Source organism: Streptomyces sp. NPDC059917, assembly GCF_042730635.1.
GTDB lineage: Bacteria > Actinomycetota > Actinomycetes > Streptomycetales > Streptomycetaceae > Streptomyces.
Window position 1 is genome coordinate 1 of the sequence record NZ_JBHWLC010000115.1, and the last position, 20,063, is coordinate 20,063.

General features: G+C 72.7%; 16 protein-coding genes. 8 read left to right on the forward strand and 8 right to left on the reverse strand.

The window, feature by feature from the left end:
- Positions 1–147: 147 nt before the first annotated feature.
- Positions 148–1,050, reverse strand: coding sequence for an RNA polymerase sigma factor SigJ (sigJ, locus tag ACFWAR_RS36590; protein WP_385787157.1), 903 nt, complete (start codon positions 1,048–1,050; stop codon positions 148–150).
- A gap of 77 nt (positions 1,051–1,127) precedes the next feature.
- On the opposite strand from sigJ, the gene cpt reads away from it, so the two are divergent.
- Positions 1,128–1,676 (forward strand): chloramphenicol phosphotransferase CPT, encoded by a 549-nt coding sequence (gene cpt, locus ACFWAR_RS36595; RefSeq protein ID WP_385787159.1) that lies wholly within the window; start codon positions 1,128–1,130, stop codon positions 1,674–1,676.
- Positions 1,677–1,705: 29 nt separating this feature from the next.
- Here cpt and ACFWAR_RS36600 read toward each other — a convergent pair whose 3' ends face one another.
- The 5 genes from ACFWAR_RS36600 to ACFWAR_RS36620 are packed head-to-tail and all read right to left on the reverse strand — an operon-like array spanning position 1,706 to position 7,289.
- On the reverse strand, positions 1,706–3,016 hold the full coding sequence (locus ACFWAR_RS36600) for a DUF58 domain-containing protein (RefSeq protein WP_385787162.1): 1,311 nt from the start codon (positions 3,014–3,016) through the stop codon (positions 1,706–1,708).
- A complete protein-coding gene (locus tag ACFWAR_RS36605; protein ID WP_385787165.1) occupies positions 3,016–4,017 on the reverse strand; it encodes an AAA family ATPase in 1,002 nt (333 codons plus the stop codon). The genes ACFWAR_RS36600 and ACFWAR_RS36605 overlap by 1 nt, the downstream gene beginning before the upstream one ends.
- Positions 4,014–5,237, reverse strand: a complete 1,224-nt coding sequence (locus ACFWAR_RS36610) for a DUF4350 domain-containing protein (protein ID WP_385787168.1) — start codon at positions 5,235–5,237, stop codon at positions 4,014–4,016. Before ACFWAR_RS36610 ends, ACFWAR_RS36605 begins: the two co-directional genes overlap by 4 nt.
- On the reverse strand, positions 5,234–5,929 hold the full coding sequence (locus ACFWAR_RS36615; protein WP_385787170.1) for a DUF4129 domain-containing protein: 696 nt from the start codon (positions 5,927–5,929) through the stop codon (positions 5,234–5,236). Before ACFWAR_RS36615 ends, ACFWAR_RS36610 begins: the two co-directional genes overlap by 4 nt.
- A gap of 4 nt (positions 5,930–5,933) precedes the next feature.
- Positions 5,934–7,289: a hypothetical protein gene (locus ACFWAR_RS36620; RefSeq protein ID WP_385787173.1), complete on the reverse strand. Its 1,356-nt coding sequence runs from the start codon at positions 7,287–7,289 to the stop codon at positions 5,934–5,936.
- Positions 7,290–7,526: 237 nt separating this feature from the next.
- Here ACFWAR_RS36620 and mtrA point away from each other — a divergent pair, with 237 nt between their 5' ends.
- From mtrA to ACFWAR_RS36650, 6 genes are all read left to right on the forward strand, one after another.
- Complete coding sequence (mtrA, locus tag ACFWAR_RS36625; RefSeq protein WP_354383973.1) at positions 7,527–8,216, forward strand: two-component system response regulator MtrA; 690 nt, start codon at positions 7,527–7,529, stop codon at positions 8,214–8,216.
- 1 nt (position 8,217) lies between these two features.
- Complete coding sequence (gene mtrB, locus ACFWAR_RS36630; protein WP_385787177.1) at positions 8,218–10,224, forward strand: MtrAB system histidine kinase MtrB; 2,007 nt, start codon at positions 8,218–8,220, stop codon at positions 10,222–10,224.
- Positions 10,214–12,073 (forward strand): LpqB family beta-propeller domain-containing protein, encoded by a 1,860-nt coding sequence (locus ACFWAR_RS36635; RefSeq protein WP_385787180.1) that lies wholly within the window; start codon positions 10,214–10,216, stop codon positions 12,071–12,073. Before mtrB ends, ACFWAR_RS36635 begins: the two co-directional genes overlap by 11 nt.
- A gap of 404 nt (positions 12,074–12,477) precedes the next feature.
- Positions 12,478–13,068, forward strand: a complete 591-nt coding sequence (locus ACFWAR_RS36640; protein ID WP_385787183.1) for a ComF family protein — start codon at positions 12,478–12,480, stop codon at positions 13,066–13,068.
- Between the two features lie 322 nt (positions 13,069–13,390).
- Positions 13,391–14,086 carry a ribosome hibernation-promoting factor, HPF/YfiA family gene (hpf, locus tag ACFWAR_RS36645; protein ID WP_385787186.1) on the forward strand — a complete coding sequence of 232 codons (696 nt, stop codon included), beginning with the start codon at positions 13,391–13,393 and terminating at the stop codon, positions 14,084–14,086.
- 201 nt (positions 14,087–14,287) lie between these two features.
- The gene (locus ACFWAR_RS36650; RefSeq protein WP_354383978.1) at positions 14,288–15,013 is read left to right on the forward strand and encodes a response regulator transcription factor; all 726 of its coding nucleotides are present in this window, start codon (positions 14,288–14,290) and stop codon (positions 15,011–15,013) included.
- Positions 15,014–15,055: 42 nt separating this feature from the next.
- On the opposite strand, the gene ACFWAR_RS36655 is transcribed toward ACFWAR_RS36650, so the two are convergent.
- Both ACFWAR_RS36655 and ACFWAR_RS36660 read right to left on the reverse strand, forming a co-directional pair.
- Complete coding sequence (locus ACFWAR_RS36655; protein ID WP_385787190.1) at positions 15,056–16,222, reverse strand: winged helix-turn-helix domain-containing protein; 1,167 nt, start codon at positions 16,220–16,222, stop codon at positions 15,056–15,058.
- Between the two features lie 61 nt (positions 16,223–16,283).
- A complete protein-coding gene (locus ACFWAR_RS36660; RefSeq protein ID WP_385787193.1) occupies positions 16,284–16,865 on the reverse strand; it encodes a GNAT family N-acetyltransferase in 582 nt (193 codons plus the stop codon).
- 228 nt (positions 16,866–17,093) lie between these two features.
- Between ACFWAR_RS36660 and secA the strand changes: the two genes are divergently transcribed.
- Complete coding sequence (gene secA / locus ACFWAR_RS36665; protein ID WP_385787196.1) at positions 17,094–19,874, forward strand: preprotein translocase subunit SecA; 2,781 nt, start codon at positions 17,094–17,096, stop codon at positions 19,872–19,874.
- The last annotated feature ends 189 nt before the right edge of the window (positions 19,875–20,063 follow it).

The window sequence follows — 20,063 nt, forward strand, 5'->3', positions numbered from 1 at the left end:
CTGCAGGGGGGACCCTGTGGGAGAGTAGGACGCCGCCGAACAATCATTGTGGGAAAGCCCCGCACCTTATGGTGCGGGGCTTTTCTGCGTTCCGGACCTTTTTCGCGGTCGTGCGGGCCCGGACGGAAGGTCCGGGCCCACGGGCCGTCAGGCGTCGAACATGGTGAGGTCGAACTCCGCCAGGCGCTCCGGGTCCGCGATGACGTCGATGGCCACGGTCAGGCCGTCCACGACGGTGAACGCCATGATCGACAGCGGGCGGCCGTTGGCGATGACCACGACGCCCGCGGCCCCGTTGATCAAGGCCGGCAGCGCGAACGGGGACAGCGAACCGAAGGTGATCGCCTGACCGGCCACGGTCCGGGCGCCGTCCAGGACGACCGTGTGGCGGGCGCGGACGACGCCGCCGTCGGAGCGCAGGACCACATCGGGGTGCAGCACGGAGACGAGCGCCTCGAAGTCGCCGTCGCGGGCCGCGGCGAAGAAGGCGTTGACCACCTCCCGCTGGCGGGTGAGGTCCGGGTCGGGAACGGGGGCCCGGCCCTGGACCCGGCGGCGGGCCCGGCTGGCGAGCTGGCGGGTCGCGGCCGGGGTTTTGTCGATCATCGGGGCGATCTCGTCGAAGGGCACGGCGAACATGTCGTGCAGGACGAAGGAGAGCCGCTCGGCCGGGCTCAGGGATTCGAGCACCACCAGCAGGGCCAGCCCGACCGAGTCGGCCAGCAGGACCTCCTGTTCGGGGTCGATCACGTGCTCGCGGCTGATCACCGGGTCGGGTATCCGGATCTCGAGGGAGTCCTCGCGGCGGTGCGCGCGCGAGCGCAGCCCGTTCAGGCACAGCCGTGCGACCACGGTGGTCAGCCAGCCGCCGAGGTTCTCGATGGTGGTGGCGTCCTGGGCGCTGAGCCGGAGCCAGGCCTCCTGGATCACGTCGTCCGTCTCGCTCATCGAGCCGAGCATCCGGTAGGCCACCGCGCGCAGGTGCGGCCGGTGCTCCTCGAACCGCTGGGCCAGTTCGTCCCGTTCGCCGTGCTGGGCGTGCTCGTCCACGTGGGGTTCCTCTCCGCGGGGTGAGTGGATCAAGAAATTGATGGGGCCGGGAAGATCTTGCCTCGTACAGTGATCCGATGGTGACTCGGGTGATCGTCCTCAACGGTGGTTCCAGTGCGGGCAAGTCGGGGATCGCGCGGTGCCTCCAGGCGCTGCTGCCGGACCCGTGGCTCGCGCTCGGGGTGGACACGCTGGTCGAGGCGATGCCCGCGGCGATGCGGGCATCGGAGGAGGGGATCGAGTTCGCGGCGGACGGCGGGGTCGTCGTCGGGTCGCGGTTCAGGGCGGTGGAAGCGGCGTGGATCGCCGGGGTCGCCGCGATGGCCCGGGCGGGGGCCCGGATCATCGTCGACGAGGTGTTCCTCGGTGGTCCGGACTCGCAGCAGCGGTGGCGCGCGGCGCTGGACGGGCTGGAGGTGCTGTGGGTCGGCGTCCGCTGTGAGGCCCCGGTCGCCGCGGGCCGGGAGCTGGCGCGCGGTGACCGGGTGGCCGGGATGGCAGCGGCCCAGGCCGAGGCGGTCCACCGGGGCGTGGTCTACGACCTGGAGGTGGACACCTCGCACGCGGAGGCGCTGGAGTGCGCGCGGCTGATCGCCGGCCGGGTGACCGGGGACGGCGCCCGCTGATGGCGAGGTGACCGTGCCGGGACGACCGGTCAGAGGCGGCCCGCGGCCTTGAGGGCGAGGTAGGCGTCGGCGAGGGCCGGGGCCAGGGTGTCGGGGGTGGCGTCGACGACGTGGACGCCGTGCCGGGAGAGCTGGTCGGCGGTGCGGCCGCGCTGGGCGCGGGTCCGGGTGCCCGCGGCGGCCTCGTAGACCGCGTCGACCGTGCCGCGGGCGGTGGCCATCCGCGCGATGTGCGGATCGGCGACGGAGGCGAGCAGGACCGTGTGCCGCTGGGTGAGGCTGGGCAGCAGCGGGAGCAGGCCCTCCTCGATCGGCGCCGCGTCCAGGCTGGTCAGCAGGACGACCAGGGAGCGGCGCGGGGCGCCGCGCAGGATGCTGGAGACCAGGCTGCGGGAGTCCGTCTCGACGAGTTCGGGCTCCAGCGGGGCCATCGCGTTGACGAAGGCGGGCAGGACGTCGGCGGGCGGGCGGCCCTGGACCTGGGCGCGGGTGCGCCGGTCGTGGGCCAGCAGGTCCACGCGGTCGCCCGCGCGGGTGGCCAGGGCGGCGAGCAGCAGGGCCGCGTCCATGGCGGAGTCCAGGCGCGGGGCGTCGCCGACGCGGCCGGCCGACGTGCGGCCCGTGTCGAGGCAGATCAGGATGTGCCGGTCGCGTTCGGGACGCCAGGTGCGGACGGCGACCTTGTTCTGCCGGGCGGTGGCCCGCCAGTCGATGGAGCGGGTGTCGTCGCCGGGCACGTAGTCCCGCAGGCTGTCGAACTCGGTTCCCTCACCGCGCGTCAGCACGCTTGTGCGGCCGTCGAGTTCGCGCAGCCGGGCGAGCCGGGACGGCAGGTGCTTGCGGCTGGTGAAGGGGGGCAGGACGCGGACCGTCCAGGGCACGACGTGGGTGCCCTGGCGGGCCATCAGCCCGAGCGGGCCGTACGAGCGGACGGTGACGCGGTCGGCGCGCCGGTCCCCGCGCCGGGAGGGCCGCAGCCGGGTGGTGACCCGGCGGCGTTCGCCCGCGGGGACGGTCAGGGCGTGCCGGGAGGCGTCCGCCTCGGCGTCCGGGACCCAGCTGCTCGGGGGCCAGGCGTCGCGGATCCGGGCGCGCAGGGTGCGGCCGCCGGGGTTGGTGACGCTGAGGTGGACCTCGGCGGCCTCGCCCAGGCGCACCGCGGTGTCGCCGGAGCGGGCGAGCCGCAGGGTGCGCACCGGCGCGGCGAGGGCGTAGTCGACGGCGCAGGCCAGGGCCAGGGGTCCGTTGACGGCGAGGATCCCCGTCCAGCTCGGTTCGAGCAGGCCGACGGGGAGCGCGCCGAGGGCCGCGACCAGGGCGGCGCGTCCGGTGAGGGCCATCAGCGCGGGACGGGGACGTGGGAGAGGATCGCGGTGATGACCGCGTCCGCGGTGACGCCTTCCATCTCGGCCTCGGGCCGCAGCTGGACGCGGTGGCGCAGCGTGGGCAGGGCGAGGGCCTTGACGTCGTCGGGGGTGACGTAGTCGCGGCCGGTCAACCAGGCCCAGGCGCGGGCGGTGGAGAGCAGGGCGGTGGCGCCGCGCGGGGAGACGCCGAGGGTGAGCGAGGGCGATTCGCGGGTGGCGCGGCAGATGTCGACGACGTAGCCGGTGATCTCGGGGGAGACCGTGGTGGCGGCGACGGCGCGGCGGGCGGCCTCGAGGTCGGCGGGGCCGGCGACGGGGCGCACTCCGGCGGCGTCGAGGTCGCGGGGGTCGAAACCGGCGGCGTGCCGGGCCAGGACGTCGATCTCGTCCGTGCGGGAGGGCAGCGGCACGGTGAGCTTGAGCAGGAAGCGGTCGAGCTGGGCCTCGGGCAGCGGGTAGGTGCCCTCGTACTCGACGGGGTTCTGCGTCGCGGCGACGAGGAAGGGGTCGGGGAGCGGGCGCGGGGTGCCGTCGACGGTGACCTGGCGCTCCTCCATCGCTTCGAGCAGGGACGCCTGGGTCTTGGGGGGCGTCCGGTTGATCTCGTCCGCGAGGAGGAGGTTGGTGAAGACCGGGCCCTCCTGGAAGGAGAACTCGGCGGTGCGGGCGTCGTAGACCAGCGAGCCGGTGATGTCGCTCGGCATCAGGTCGGGGGTGAACTGGACGCGCTTGGTGCCGATGTCGAGGGAGGCGGCCAAGGCGCGGACCAGCAGGGTCTTGGCGACGCCGGGGACGCCTTCGAGCAGGACGTGGCCGCGGCACAGCAGGGCGACGACGAGGCCGGTGACGGCGGCGTCCTGGCCGACGACGGCCTTGCCGATCTCGGTGCGCAGCGCTTCGAGGGAGGCGCGTGCGCGGTCCGCGTCCGGGTGGGCGGGGGCGGCCTGGTAGGCGTCGGCGGGCGTGGCCGTCATGAGGTACGGACCTCTCTTTCGAGGGTGTCGAGGTGATCGACGAGCGCGACGAGCGCCGCGTCGTTCGAGGGAGCGGGGCCGAAGAGCAGCCCGGGGAGGTCGCTTTCGGCGTCGGTCAGCCGGTCGGCGACCGCGGGCAGCAGGGCGGCGGGGTCCTGGGCGTGCGAGGGCGGTACGCCGACCAGCGCGGCCAGGCGCTCGCGGGCGGCTTCCCGCAGCACGGTGGCGGCCCGGTCGCGGGCGGCCACCTTGCGGTAGAGGCGGGCGCGGCCTTCGGTGGCCTCGGAGGCGCGGACGGCGACCGGGAGCCGCTCGGTGACCAGCGGGCCGAGGCGCCGGGCCCGCCAGAGCGCGGCGAGCACGGCGGCGACGGTGAGTTGGAGCAGGGCCCAGCCCCAGCCGGCGGGGATGAGGTCGAAGAAGCTCTTGTCCTGCTCGCGCGCGCCGTCGGCGGTGTCGGCGGGCGAGGGGATGAACCAGACGAGGTTCGGCCGGGAGCCGAGGAGTTGCAGGGCGAGGGCCGCGTTGCCCTCGTCGGCCAGGGTCTCGTTCTGGAGGATCAGCCCGGAGCCGAGGACGACGGTGTCCGCGCCGCCCGCTCCGGGGAGCCGGAGCAGGGTGGCGGCGGAGCCGCTGGGGTAGCAGGACTGCGCGAGCGGGAGGTCGGTGGTGTAGCGCAGGCCGTCGCCGGTCGAGGCGCGGCCGGCCGCGACGGCCGCGGGCAGGGTGCAGCCGGGGGAGAGGTTCGTGTCGTGGGCGGTGCCCTTGACGCGGACGCCGGGGGTGAGCCCGGCCAGGGCGTGGCCGGTGGGCGCGAGCAGGACCGTACGGCCGCCGGAGAGGTCCATCGCGGTGTTCAGGGCCACGCGTCGCTGCTCGTCGAGCAGGTCGGGTTCGGTGACCAGGAGCGTCGTGTCGGTGTCGGCGGCCGCGGTGGCTTCGGCGGTGGTGGTCACGACGCGGGTGGTGACGCCGCGCTGCTCCAGGAGCTGGGCGAGGGCCCGGCTGCCGGTGGGGTCGGCGGAGCGCGGGTCGAACTGGCCGTGGTGGCTGCCGGACTGCAGGGAGGCCAGGGCGATGCCGGCGACGAGCAGGGCGGCGACCACGACGAGGAAGCCGCGGGCCCGGCGCCAGATCCCGGCGGGGCCCATCGCGGTGGAGGTGGCGGCGCGGGCGGTCGGGGGGACGGGCGTCGGCGCGGGGGGCGGGGCGGTGCTCATGCGGCCGGTCCTCCCGCGGTGGTCAGGACGGGCTTGGCGCGTTCCAGGGCGAGGTCGAGGTCGCGCAGGCGGGCGTACGTACCGGAGTCGGCGGGGCGGGCGCCGTAGGTGACGTCGTCGAAGGTCCGGGCGGCGGCGTGCAGTTGCGCGCCGTGGGCGGGGAGCGAGCGCGCGGCTTCGGCGGCGGCCTCGTCGGCGGTGCGGCCGGGGCGCGGGTCGAGCAGGGTGCGTTCCTCCAGGGAGCGCACGACGGCGCGCATGCGTTCCTGGACGGCCTCGGTCCAGTGTCCGGCGGCGGCGTGGGCCTCGGCGCTGGCGCGGTGGTCGGCGGCGCTGCGGACGGCCTCGTCGAAGAGGAGCCCGGCGCTGGTGGCGGCGCGGCGGGGGGAGCCGAGCCGCCACCACAGGGCGGCTATGAGCAGGGCGACCACGACGACGATCACGAGGATCCCCACCGGGCCGCCGGGCGTGGCGTCGGACGCGGAGTTCATGAGGTCGCCGAGCCACTCCCAGAAGCGGTCGATGGCCCGCTGGATCGGGCTCGGGTCGTTCTGGTGGTAGAGCGGCTTGGACAGTTCGCGTTCGGCGGCCTCGCGGGCCGCGTCGCGCGGAGTCGTCAGCGGTGGTACTTCGTCGGTCCGCGGCAGCAGGGCCGCCGTGGTGCGTGTGATCGGTCCCCCCGTGGTGATCACCGCATCAGCCGCCGGCGCCGGGGTGCGGGGTGCCGTTGGCGCCGTAGTTCTCGACGCCGGCCGCGCGGGCCAGTTCCAGGTCGAGGGCCTCGCGCCGGATGCGCTGGTCGATGTAGAGCAGGACGGTGACGCCGGACTGCATCGGCATGGTGATGGCCATGGCGATGACTCCGCCGATCGCCGAGATGAGCAGGTACGCCCAGCTGTCGGGGGTGTCACCGGCGATCATGGCGTCGAATCCGCCGCCGAAGGCGATGGCGAGGACGGAGAACGGCACGGCGATGATCATCGAGATGACGCCGACGATGAGGCCGGTCAGGATCGAGATCCCGAAGATCCGCCACCAGGCGCCCTGGACCAGCTTGGCCGAGCGGGCCAGCGACTTCATGACGGTCGCCTTCTCCAGCATCAGCGCGGGCGAGGCCAGGCTGAAGCGGACCCACAGCCAGGCCAGCAGCACGAGGCCGCCGAGCCCGCCGAGGACGGTGAGGGCGGCGCTGTCCGCGAGGATGCCCGGGAGCAGCAGGACGAGGAGCAGGGCGGTGGAGGCGACGGTCATCAGGAGCGTCAGCCCGGCCAGGCGCAGCAGCTGGGGGCGGGCGTCGCCCCAGGCGCCGGCGACCGTGGAGGACTGGCCGAGCACCGCCCGGCTGAAGATCATGGTGAGCAGGGCGGTGGCGAGGATCCCGCCGATGACCTGGATGAAGATCGTCACCGTCGAGATGGTGAGGCTGCCGCCCATGGCGTCGAGGACCTCGCGGGGTCCGGCGATGGTGCCCGGGCCGGCCGTGAGGTGGGCCAGCGCGTAGCGCTGGAAGACCACCGTGGCGAGCTGGACGATCACGGCGACGACGGCGGTGACGGACAGCACCGAGCGCCAGTGGGTGCGCATGGTGGTGACCGCGCCGTCGAGGATCTCGCCGAGGCCGAGGGGCCGCAGCGGGATCACGCCGGGCTTGGCCGCCGGGGGCTTGCCCCAGCCGCCGGGAGCGCCGGGGTAGCCGTACTGGCCGCCACCGCCGTAGGGGGCGCCGTACTGGCCGCCCTGACCGCCCTGGCCGCCGCCGTACGAGCCCCAGCCCGCGCCGGGCTGCGGCTGCTGGGGGGCGCCGTCGGCGGGCGCGGCGGGGCCGCCGGCGGCCGGGGGCGCACCGGGGCTGGACCACTGGCCGGGGGGCGGCTGCTGGGCGGACCACTTGGAGTCGGCCGGGGGCTGTCCGGGCTGCCCGGCCGGGGCCGGGTTCTGGGAAGGTGGTGAGGATGGCGGCTGCGCCCCCGTACCGTTCGGGTCGGGAGCGCCGTTGCGCTCTCCTTCGGACGGCGAGGGTCCGGGCGTAGCCCAGCCCGGAGAGTCGTTCATCGTCGCTCCTTCACGTGTACCGCGCCGCCGGTGGCGCCGGATCGCTGCCATCGTGTCACGTGGGAACTCCGGACGGACCGGCTCCCTCCCCCCGGATATCGGGGCGGCCCGCACCTTCAATTGTCGTCCGGATCCGAGGCAGACTGGACGACTGGATCACGACGCAGGTCAGAGGGGCGATTTCCAGCCCTTTTGGCTGTGGGACAGCTCACCGCCAGGTAACGATTAGCTAATGGGATGATGTCAACCATGAAGGGACGCGTCCTTGTCGTCGACGACGACACCGCGCTGGCCGAGATGCTCGGCATTGTGCTGCGTGGAGAAGGTTTTGAGCCGTCGTTCGTAGCGGACGGCGACAAGGCACTTGCTGCTTTCCGGGAGGCCAAGCCTGACCTGGTACTGCTGGACCTCATGCTGCCCGGACGGGACGGCATAGAGGTCTGTCGGCTGATCCGCGCCGAGTCCGGCGTGCCGATCGTGATGCTCACGGCGAAGAGCGACACGGTCGACGTGGTCGTGGGGCTGGAGTCCGGCGCCGACGACTACATGGTCAAGCCGTTCAAGCCCAAGGAGCTGGTGGCCCGCATCCGGGCCCGCCTGCGCCGCTCGGAGGAGCCCGCGCCCGAGCAGCTCACCATCGGTGACCTGGTCATCGACGTGGCCGGGCACTCCGTGAAGCGGGACGGCGGCTCCATCGCGCTGACCCCGCTCGAATTCGACCTGCTGGTCGCCCTCGCCCGCAAGCCCTGGCAGGTCTTCACCCGCGAGGTGCTGCTGGAGCAGGTCTGGGGCTACCGGCACGCGGCGGACACCCGCCTGGTCAACGTGCATGTTCAGCGACTGCGCTCCAAGGTCGAGAAGGACCCGGAGCGCCCGGAGATCGTGGTGACCGTACGTGGCGTCGGCTACAAGGCCGGACCGAGCTGACATGAAGCCCGGCAAGCCGCTCCGCGGCCCCCGTCGGGGGGCCCTGCGGGGCGGTCGGCAGCTCCGTCAGATGACTGACGGGGCGGCCGGCGGTCCCGTGCTGCGGCTGTTCGTACGGCTCGTACGCAGGCCGCTGCTTCCGGCTGTCCGCCTCTGGCGGCGCAACCTCCAGCTCAGGGTGGTCGCCGGCACCCTGCTCATGTCGCTGGCCGTGGTCCTCAGCCTGGGCTTCGTCGTCATCGCGTCGGTCAGCAAGGGGCTGCTCGACGCCAAGGAAGAGGCCGCGCAGAGCCAGGCGGCGGGCGGCTTCGCGGTCGCACAGGAGAAGGCCAACGCGCCCTTGACGACCGACGGGCCGGATCCCACCGCCGTCGACACCAAGGTCGGTCGGGACGCCAGCACCTGGATGAGTTCCCTGGTCAAGCAGCTGGCCAGTGGTGGGCAGACCGCCTTCGAGGTGGTCGCGCTCGGCGCCGGAACCGGTGAGCTGGGGCCCGGGGTGCGCGGAGCGCGCGCCTCCGGCGACGTGGACCCGACCGCCAGCGTCCCGCTGTCGCTGCGCAAGGCCGTCAACCACGCGACCGGCACCTTCCTGACCTTCTCCAGCATCCGCTACAGCACCCCGGGCACCGAATCCGAGGCGGCGCTGGTGATCGGCAAGCGGCTCACCGACATCAACGGCGAGCCCTACGACCTGTACTACCTCTTCCCGCTCACCCAGGAGCAGGAGTCCCTGAACCTGGTCAAGACCACCATCGCCACCGCCGGGCTCTTCGTGGTCGTGCTGCTCGGCGCCATCGCGTGGTTCGTCGTGCGCCAGGTGGTCACACCGGTCCGGATGGCGGCCGGGGTCGCCGAGCGGCTCTCGGCGGGCCGGCTCCAGGAACGGATGAAGGTCACCGGCGAGGACGACATCGCCCGATTGGGCGAAGCCTTCAACAAGATGGCCCAGAACCTCTCGCACAAGATCCAGCAGCTGGAAGAGCTGTCCCGGATGCAGCGCCGCTTCGTCTCCGACGTCTCCCACGAGCTGCGCACCCCGCTGACCACCGTCCGGATGGCCGCCGACGTCATCCACGACGCCCGGGTCGACTTCGACCCGGTCACCGCGCGCGCCGCGGAACTGCTCGCGGGGCAGCTCGACCGCTTCGAGTCGCTCCTCGCCGACCTGCTGGAGATCAGCCGGTTCGACGCGGGCGCCGCCGCTCTGGAGGCGGAGCCGATCGACCTGCGCGACGTGGTCCGCCGGGTCATCGACGCGGCCGAGCCGCTGTCCGAGCGCAAGGGCAGCCGCGTGCGGGTGCTCGGGGACACCCAGCCCGTCATCGCCGAGGCCGATGCCCGGCGGGTGGAGCGGGTGCTGCGCAATCTGGTCGTCAACGCCGTCGAGCACGGCGAGGGCCGCGACGTGGTGGTCCGGCTCGCCTCGGCGGGCGGTGCGGTGGCCGTGGCCGTACGGGACTACGGGGTGGGCCTCAAGCCGGGCGAGGCCACCCGGGTCTTCAACCGCTTCTGGCGCGCCGACCCGGCGCGCGCCCGCACCACCGGCGGGACCGGCCTCGGCCTGTCCATCGCGGTGGAGGACGCCCGGCTGCACGGCGGCTGGCTCCAGGCCTGGGGCGAACCGGGCGGTGGCTCCCAGTTCCGCCTCACGCTGCCGCGGACCGCGGACGAACCGCTGCGCGGCTCCCCGATCCCCCTGGAACCGGAGGACTCGCGCGGGAACCGGGCGCGGGCCGCGGCCGAGGGACGGCTCGCCGGTGCGGGCGCCGCGCAGCCGGCTCCGACGGACCGGTCGCCGATCCCGCCGCGCTCGGCGGTCGCCGGGGCGGTGCCCGTCCCCGCGGACCCGACGGCGCTGCCGGGGTCCGGGGCCCGGGTGGTCTCCCGGAGCCCGGAGCCGGGCGGCAACGCCGGTGCCGGTGGAGCTGCCGGGGCCGGTGGGGCGTCCGGTACGGATGGTGGAGCTGCGGATCACGCACAGGAGGACGCAACCGGTGGACGCTGAGCCCGATCCCACGACGCCCCCCGCCCGCGGCGACCGCGGCGCGCGGCGGCTGACGGTCGCCCTCGGCAGCGCCCTGTGCGGCGCGCTGCTGGCGTCGGGCTGCGCCTCCATGCCCGACCACGGCGAGATCACCGAGGTCCAGGCGTCCCAGGGCGTCGACTCGCAGGTGCGGGTGTTCGGCGTACCGCCCTCGGACAAGGCCACCCCGCCTGAGATCGTCGACGGCTTCCTCGAAGCGATGACCAGCGACGACCCGCAGCTGGAGACCGCCCGCAAGTACCTCACGGAGGACGCGGCGAAGAGCTGGAAGCCCAGCTCGGCCATCACCGTGCTCTCCGGTGGCATCACGCGCATCTCGGTCCAGGGCGCGAAGGACCCCGAGGGGCCCCGGTTCAAGGTCACCGGCAAGCGCCTCGCGACGGTGGACGAGCGCAGCGCGTACCAGCCGGACGCCGCCGGCGGGCGCTACGAGGAGTTCATCCAGCTCGTCCAGGACAAGAACAAGCAGTGGCGGATCGCGGCGCCGCCCGGGGGCCTGGTCCTCAGCGAGTCCGACTTCCAGCGGATCTTCCGGCCCGTCAACAAGTACTACTTCGCGGACGGGACGCTCGTCGCCGACCCGGTGTACGTGCGCCAGCGCACCGATCCGGACACGCGCATGGACCCGATGACCCAGACCGTACGGTCCCTGCTGGCCGGCCCGTCCAAGTGGCTCGGCCCGGTCGTCGCCTCCCACTTCCCCACCGGCACGGAACTGCGCGAGGGCACCAAGTCCCTCTCGTACGACGGCCAGAACACGCTGCGGGTGCCGCTCAACGAGAAGGCGGACAACGTCGCGCACCCGCAGTGCCAGAAGATGGCGACCCAACTCTTCTACACCGTGCGGGACATGACGACCTCGCGGCTCGACCGGGTCGAGCTGCTGCGCTCCGACGGCTCCTCGCTGTGCGCGGTGACCGAGGGCGCGGCGTCCACCATCGCCAACCGGGTGCCGTCGTCGCGCTTCCAGTACTACGTGGACAAGGACCGCCGACTGGTCCGGATGAGCCTGGCGGTCGAGAAGGAGGACCAGCAGGATCCGGCCGAACCGGTTCCGGGCCCGCTGTCCACCGCGGGGCCGGGCGCCGCCTTCCGGGTGGGCTCGGCGGCCGTCACCTACGACGAGAAGCGCGCCGCGGTCGTCTCCGAGGACGGGCACGCCCTGCACGTCGTCTCGCTGACCACGGCCGGACCGATGCCGGTGCCGTTGCTGACCAGCAAGGCGAACAAGCTGACCGCCCCGAGCTGGGACGCGCGCGGTGACCTGTGGATCGCGGACCAGGACCCGCAGAACCCGGGGCTGTACCGGGTGCCGGGCGGGACCGGGACGCCCTCCCGGGTGGACGTCGCGGGGCTCGACAACGGGCAGATCAGCCAGCTGCGGGTGTCCTCCGACGGGGTCCGGATCGCGCTGCTGGTGACGAAGGACGGCCGCAAGAACCTGTACATCGGCCGGATCGAGCGGCCCGAGGACAAGGCGGACGCGGCGACCGTCTCCGTGCGCGAACTGCGTCCGGCTGCGCCGCAGATGGCGAGCGTGACGGCGATGAGCTGGGCCCCGCGCGGGCGGTTGCTGGTCATCGGGCGCGAGAACGGCGGGGTGGTGCAGGCGCGCTACGTGCTGGCCGACGGGTCGATGGTCGCGGCGAGCCTGCCGGGGGCGACCGGGCTGACGGAGGTCGCGGCGTCGGAGGACGAGAAGAAGCCGGTGGTCGGGCGCTCCGAGGAGGACGGCATCGTGTGGCTGCCGCCGGGTGCGCAGTGGCGCACGGCGGCGGCGGGGGGCAAGGGGCCGGTGTATCCCGGCTAGGTCCTCCGGGGGCCGGGGCCGGGGCCGGAGTTGGGGCCGGTCGGGACCGGTCGGGGCCGGTCGGGGGGTCGGGGTGGTGGGGCCGTGCCGGGGTGCGGTGTCTCCTCGGCTCGCGGGCTCGGGGCTCTCGGAGTGCGTGGGCGGTGGTGACCGCTCGGCCTGCGGGGACACCGCACCCCGGCACGGCCCCACCACCCCTGCGGAGGGGGAGCCCGTGTCTCCGCCGTCGTGGTTGTCCACAGGGGGTGTGGGGCGGGGTTGGAGTGCGGGAGAGTGGGGCGATGGGGTGGTGGGGGGAGGTGGCGGGGCTCGTCCTGCCCGCGCGGTGTGCGGGGTGCGGGGCGGGGCGCGAGGTGGTGTGCGCGGAGTGTCGGGGAGGGCTGAGCGGGGGCGGGGCGGGGGTCGTGCGGCCGCGTCCGGAGCCGCCGGGGCTGCCCGTGGTGCACGCCGGCGCCGGGTACGCGGACGGCGTACGGGCGGTGCTGCTCGCCCACAAGGAGCGCGGGGCGCTCCAGCTGGCCGGGGTGCTCGGCGGGGCGCTGGCCGCGGCCGTCCGGTCGGGCGGCGGGGACGGGGACCGGGCGGGCCTGGTCCTGGTGCCGGTGCCCTCGTCGCGGTGGCAGGTGCGGGCGCGCGGGCACGATCCGGCGCGCAGGATCGCGCTGGCGGCCTCGGCCCGACTGCGCCGGGGCGGGATCCCGGCGCGGGTGGCGCCCGTACTGCGCCAGCGGCGACCGGTGGCGGACCAGGCGGGCCTGGGGGCCCGGCAGCGGCGGGAGAACCTGGCCGGGGCCCTGGAGGTGCGACCCGGTGGCGCGCGGCTGCTGGAGGGGGCACGGATCGTGCTCGTGGACGACCTGATCACCACCGGAGCCACCCTCGCGGAGGCGGCCCGCGCGCTGCGCGCGGTCGGCGGCCGTCCCGAGGGGCCGCGCGCGGCCGTGGTGGCCGCCCCGGTGGGGTCTTTCGACTCGAACAGAGCAAAAAATGGGTGAATAGATTTGGAACTGAGTGGGAAGGCGCATCGTTGCAGGTAGTACGAGGGAATGGCCACCTGAACGGAGGTACGTTCCGGTAGCGGGTGCCGACAACCGGCGAAGAGGGATATGTTCGGTTGAAGAGGAACTCGCGCTTCGGAGCTTCTCCGCATCGGGCAGGCGTGCCCCTCGACTCCAACGTCGGTGGGGTGGTGATCTTGCCGATGGGGGAGGAGGAGGTGAAAGTCGCCAAGTCCGAGGCTCCGGTGAACATCGGGGCCTGGTGCAAAAGGGAGACGCTTCGCCGCTGAGGCGGAGCTATCCGGGAACGGAGTTCTGCGTGGACATCGTCGTCAAGGGCCGCAAGACCGAAGTGCCCGAGCGGTTCCGCAAGCACGTGGCCGAGAAGCTGAATCCGGAGCGGATCCAGAGGCTCGACGCCAAGGTGATCAGCTTGGACGTCGAGGTGTCCAAGGAACACAACCCGCGTCAGGCCGACCGTTCCGACCGCGTGGAGATCACCCTTCGCTCGCGGGGTCCCGTGATCCGGGCCGAGGCGGCCGCCGCAGACCCCTATGCGGCGCTGGACCTGGCCCAGGACAAGCTCGAGGCCCGACTGCGCAAGCAGCACGACAAGCGCCACAACCGCCGCGGCAGCGGTCGACTCTCGGCGGCCGAGGTCGCCGATGTCGTACCGGGCGTCGCGCAGCTGAACGGGAACGGCGAGCCGGTCACCGAGGAGAAGGCGGACGCGGTTCCGACCACTCGGATCGGATCGCTCGAAGTGCAGGGCGAAGGCCCGCTGATCGTGCGCGAGAAGACGCACTCGGCCGCGCCCATGTCGCTCGACCAGGCCCTGTACGAAATGGAGCTGGTCGGCCACGACTTCTATCTGTTCGTCGACTCCGAAACGAAGTTGCCCAGTGTTGTCTACCGACGTCACGCATACGACTACGGCGTCATTCACGTGAACCCCGACGGTGCCTCCAGCACGGAGGAATCGCCTGGTGGAGCCGGTGGAGCCCTCGGCGGCTGACGGTCCTTCGAAGTGCCCCCGGTGACGCTCGTTCGTCGCCGGGGGCACCCGTATGCACCTGGGCAACCCCCGCCCGCAGGCCCGGGCATGGAATCATGTCGGGCAGTCAGCCGGCGTCCGACTGCGCCGGGTTGACGCAGGGCGCCGCGTGCGGCGGCGCCACACATGAATTCGGGCCACGGCCTTGCAGGGGGAGGAACGATGGCGGACAGCTTCGGACCGGCACGCGCTGACGACGGTGCGGACTGCCGGACCGGCCCGGGCGGTGAACCGATCCGTGTGCTCGTGGTCGACGACCACGCCCTCTTCCGGCGCGGGCTGGAGATCGTCCTCGCGCAGGAGGAGGACATCCAGGTCGTCGGCGAGGCCGGGGACGGCGCGGAGGCGGTGGACAAGGCCGCGGACCTGCTGCCGGACATCGTGCTGATGGACGTGCGGATGCCCCGGCGCGGCGGCATCGAGGCGTGCACCTCGATCAAGGAGGTGGCCCCCTCCACGAAGATCATCATGCTGACGATCAGCGACGAGGAGGCCGACCTCTACGACGCGATCAAGGCCGGGGCGACCGGCTACCTGCTCAAGGAGATCTCCACGGACGAGGTCGCCACCGCGATCCGCGCCGTGGCCGACGGGCAGTCGCAGATCAGCCCCTCCATGGCGTCGAAGCTGCTGACCGAGTTCAAGTCGATGATCCAGCGCACCGACGAGCGGCGGCTGGTGCCCGCGCCGCGGCTGACGGACCGCGAGCTGGAGGTGCTCAAGCTGGTGGCGACCGGGATGAACAACCGGGACATCGCCAAGGAGTTGTTCATCTCCGAGAACACCGTGAAGAACCACGTCCGCAACATCCTGGAGAAGCTCCAGCTGCACTCCCGGATGGAAGCCGTGGTCTACGCGATGCGCGAGAAGATCCTCGAGATCCGCTGACCCGACGGGCCCGGACGCCCTCCGGCGGCCGGGCCGGGGCGGTCACAGGGCGGCCAGCTCCGCCGTGACGGCGGCCGCCTCCGCGGGGCTCTGCGCCCGCTCCACCCGGACCTCGTCGCAGCCCACCCAGGACGCCGCCTCGCGCAGTGCCTCGGCCATCGGGCGGGCCGCGGCGGGGGTGGTCAGGGAGAGCTGGCGGGCCACCAGGGTCCTGCCCTCGCGGCCCGGGTCCACCCGGCCCTGGAGCAGGCCGCCGGCCAGCAGCGGCATGGCGAAGTACCCGTGGATCCGGCGGGGCTTGGGCACGTAGGCCTCCAGCCGATGGGTGAAGCCGAAGATCCGCTCCGTCCGGGGGCGCTCCCAGATCAGCGAGTCGAAGGGCGAGAGCAGCGTCGTGCGGTGGCGCCCGCGGGGGGTGGTGGCCAGGGCGGCCGGGTCGGCCCAGGCCGGCTTGGACCAGCCCTCGACCTCGACCGGGACCAGTCCGGAGTCCGCGACCACCGCGTCGAACTGGTCGTTCTTGAGGCGGTGGTAGTCGGCGATGTCGCTGCGGGTGCCCACGCCCAGGGACCGCCCCGCGAGCGCGACCAGGCGGCGCAGGCACTCGGTGTCGTCCAGGTCGTCGTGCAGCAGGGCGTCCGGGACCGCCCGCTCGGGCAGGTCGTAGACCCGCTTCCAGCCGCGCCGCTCGGTGCAGACCACCTCACCGATGTCGAGCAGCCACTCCACCGCGATCTTGCTCTCGGACCATTCGAACCACTCGCCGCCGTTCTTCGCGCCGCCCAACTCGGTGGAGGTGAGCGGGCCGTCGGCGCGCAGCCGGTCCAGGACCGCCTTCGTCGAACGCTCCTTCTCCGCCAGGACGTGCCAGCGGTGGCCGCGGGCCCGGCGCGCCCGGCGGCGGAAGGCGAAGTGCGGCCACTCCTCGATCGGCAGGATGCAGGCCGCGTGGGACCAGTACTCGAAGGCGTGGTTCCCCGACCAGTACGCGGCCTCCACCGCGGACCGGTCCACCGCGCCCAGGCGCGCGTACGGGATCAGCTCGTGCGAGCGGGCCAGCACCGAGATGGTGTCCAGCTGTACGGCGCCCAGGTGCCGCAGGAGGCCGCGCACACCGCCCTTGCGGTCGGGGGCGCCGAGGAACCCCTGCGCGCGCAGGGCGATCCTGCGGGCCTCGGCGGCGGACAGGGACACGGTGGCGGAGGTCATGCTCCGCAGCGTAGGGGGCGCCACTGACAGACCGGCCCGGTCGGCCGGTCGCGCGCCGGGCTCAGGCGTCGCGCCGGGGGTCGGGGAGGTAGGGCAGCCGCGAGGGGAGGCCCAGGTCGGAGGGGAGGAGCGCGCCGATCCAGCAGTCCCGCAGGGTCCCGCGGTGCTCCATGCCCGCGCGCTGGACGCCCTCGACGACGAAGCCGCACTTCTCGGCGACGGCGCGGGAGGCGGCGTTCGCGATCCCGGCGCGCCAGACCAGGCGGACGCAGCCCACCTCGGTGAAGGCCCAGCGGGCGACGGCGGTGACGGCTTCGGTCATGTAGCCGCGGCCGCGGTGCCCGGCCACCGACCAGTAGCCGATCTCGTGCGCGAAGGCGCCCCGGGCGTGCAGGCCGAGGGTGGCCACGAGCGGGCCGTCCGCCCCGAGCCGGACCGCGAAGTTGTACTCGGTGTCCTCGCGCCAGCCGCGCGGCGCGGACTCCGTCACGTAGGTCTCGGCGTCCTTGACCTCGTAGGGGACGGGCACCGGTATCCACTGCTGGATGGCCGGGTCCTGGCAGGCGGCGTGCACCTCCGGGACGTCGGCGGGCCGGTGCGCGCGCAGTACGAGGCGCTCGGTGATCAACGTGCTCGGTTCCATCCGGTGATTCTGTGCGGTCCGCCGTGCGCGGGCGAACAGTTTTCACCCCACACCGGCACCTTCCGTGCCCCCCGTCCGTTGTCCCTGCGGGTGCCAGCCGCCCTGCGGATACGGCGGACCTCCCGGCGTGACCACGTCCTCGCTTACGATGGCCGTTGCGGTGGGGTCCACCTGCCGTGCCCGTGTACGAACAGTGCCCAGGCCCGACCGGCAAGGAGACAAACCTCGGTGTCCGTCTTCAACAAGCTCATGCGTGCAGGCGAAGGCAAGATCCTGCGCAAACTGCACCGCATCGCGGACCAGGTCAACTCCATCGAAGAGGACTTCGTCAACCTCTCCGACGCCGAGTTGCGGGCGCTCACGGATGAGTACAAGCAGCGCTTCCAGGACGGCGAGAGCCTGGACGACCTGCTGCCCGAGGCCTTCGCGACGGTGCGCGAGGCCGCCAAGCGCGTCCTCGGCCAGCGGCACTACGACGTCCAGATCATGGGCGGCGCCGCACTCCACCTCGGCTACGTGGCCGAGATGAAGACCGGTGAGGGCAAGACCCTCGTCGGCACCCTGCCCGCGTACCTGAACGCGATGTCCGGCAAGGGCGTCCACCTGATCACGGTGAACGACTACCTGGCCGAGCGCGACTCCGAGATGATGGGCCGGGTCCACAAGTTCCTCGGCCTCGAGGTCGGCTGCATCCTGGCGAACATGTCGCCCGCGCAGCGCCGCGAACAGTACAACTCGGACATCACCTACGGCACGAACAACGAGTTCGGCTTCGACTACCTGCGCGACAACATGGCGTGGTCGAAGGACGAGCTGGTCCAGCGCGGCCACAACTTCGCCGTGGTCGACGAGGTCGACTCGATCCTGGTCGACGAGGCCCGTACGCCGCTGATCATCTCCGGTCCGGCCGACCAGGCCACCAAGTGGTACGGCGACTTCGCGAAGCTGGTGACCCGCCTGAAGAAGGGCGAGCCCGGCCAGCCGCTCAAGGGCATCGAGGAGACCGGCGACTACGAGGTCGACGAGAAGAAGCGCACGGTCGCCATCCACGAGGCCGGTGTCGCCAAGGTCGAGGACTGGCTCGGCATCGACAACCTCTACGAGTCGGTGAACACCCCGCTCGTCGGATACCTGAACAACGCCCTCAAGGCCAAGGAACTGTTCAAGAACGACAAGGACTACGTCGTCATCGACGGCGAAGTCATGATCGTCGACGAGCACACCGGCCGCATCCTCGCGGGTCGCCGCTACAACGAGGGCATGCACCAGGCGATCGAGGCGAAGGAAGGGGTGGACATCAAGGACGAGAACCAGACCCTCGCCACGATCACCCTGCAGAACTTCTTCCGCCTGTACTCGAAGCTCTCGGGCATGACCGGTACGGCCATGACCGAGGCCGCCGAGTTCCACCAGATCTACAAGCTCGGCGTCGTCCCGATCCCGACCAACCGGGACATGGTCCGCAAGGACCAGGCCGACCTGATCTACCGCACCGAGGTCGCCAAGTTCGCCGCCGTCGTCGACGACATCGCGGAGAAGCACGAGAAGGGCCAGCCGATCCTGGTCGGCACCACCTCGGTCGAGAAGTCCGAGTACCTCTCGCAGCAGCTCTCCAAGCGCGGCATCCCGCACGAGGTGCTGAACGCGAAGCAGCACGAGCGCGAGGCCTCGATCGTCGCCCAGGCCGGCCGTCGCGGCGCCGTCACGGTCGCCACGAACATGGCCGGTCGCGGTACCGACATCAAGCTCGGCGGCAACCCGGACGACCTCGCCGAGGCCGAGCTGCGCCAGCAGGGCCTGGACCCGGAGGAGCACATCGAGGAGTGGGCGCACGCCCTGCCCTCGGCGCTGACCAAGGCGGAGGCGGCCGTCAAGGCCGAGTTCGAAGAGGTCAAGGACCTCGGCGGGCTCTACGTCCTGGGCACCGAGCGGCACGAGTCGCGCCGCATCGACAACCAGCTGCGCGGCCGCTCCGGCCGTCAGGGCGACCCGGGCGAGTCCCGCTTCTACCTGTCGCTGGGCGATGACCTGATGCGCCTGTTCAAGGCGCAGATGGTCGAGCGCGTCATGGCCATGGCGAACGTGCCGGACGACGTGCCGATCGAGAACAAGATGGTGACCCGGGCGATCGCGTCCGCGCAGTCGCAGGTCGAGACCCAGAACTTCGAGACGCGCAAGAACGTCCTGAAGTACGACGAGGTCCTCAACAACCAGCGCGAGGTCATCTACCGCGAGCGCCGCCGCGTCCTGGAGGGCGAGGACCTCCAGGAGCAGGTCCGCCACATGATGGACGACACCATCGACGCCTACATCACGGCCGAGACGGTCGAGGGCTTCGCGGAGGAGTGGGACCTGGAGCGCCTGTGGGGCGCCTTCAAGCAGCTCTACCCGATCAAGGTGACGGTCGAGGAGCTGGAAGAGGCGGCGGGCGACCGGGCCGGGATCACGGCCGAGTTCATCGCGGAGTCCGTCAAGGACGACATCCACGAGCAGTACGAGGCGCGCGAGACGCAGCTCGGCTCCGACGTCATGCGCGAGCTGGAGCGGCGCGTGGTGCTGTCGGTGCTGGACCGCAAGTGGCGCGAGCACCTGTACGAGATGGACTACCTGCAGGAGGGCATCGGCCTGCGGGCGATGGCCCAGAAGGACCCGCTGGTCGAGTACCAGCGCGAGGGCTTCGACATGTACAACGCCATGCAGGACGGCATCAAGGAAGAGTCCGTCGGCTACCTGTTCAACCTGGAGGTCCAGGTCGAGCAGCAGGTCGAGGAGGTTCCGGTGCAGGACGCGGGTCCGTCGCTGGCGAAGCCGGAGATCCGGGCCAAGGGTCTGGACGCGCCGCAGCGGCCCGACCGGCTGCACTTCTCCGCTCCCACGGTGGACGGGGAGGGCGGCGTGGTCGAGGGCGACTTCGACGCCGACGGGGCCGAGGGTTCCGGCGACGGGATGACTCGGGCGGAGCGGCGCAAGGCGCAGAAGGCGTCCGGCGGGCGTCGGCGCAAGAAGTGACCCCGCCTCCCGTGTGAGACCACGGGGGCCCGTCCGGGGCCGGACACCGCGCGAAGCGGTTGTCCGGCCCCGGACGCGTTTCCGCCGCCGCTTGGCCCCGCCGGGCGCTTGAGGCGCCGCGTGTGGCGTCCGGGGGTCGGGCCTGGCCAAGTTCAGCCTCGCCGGCGTTTGAGGCGCCGCCGGAGGCGC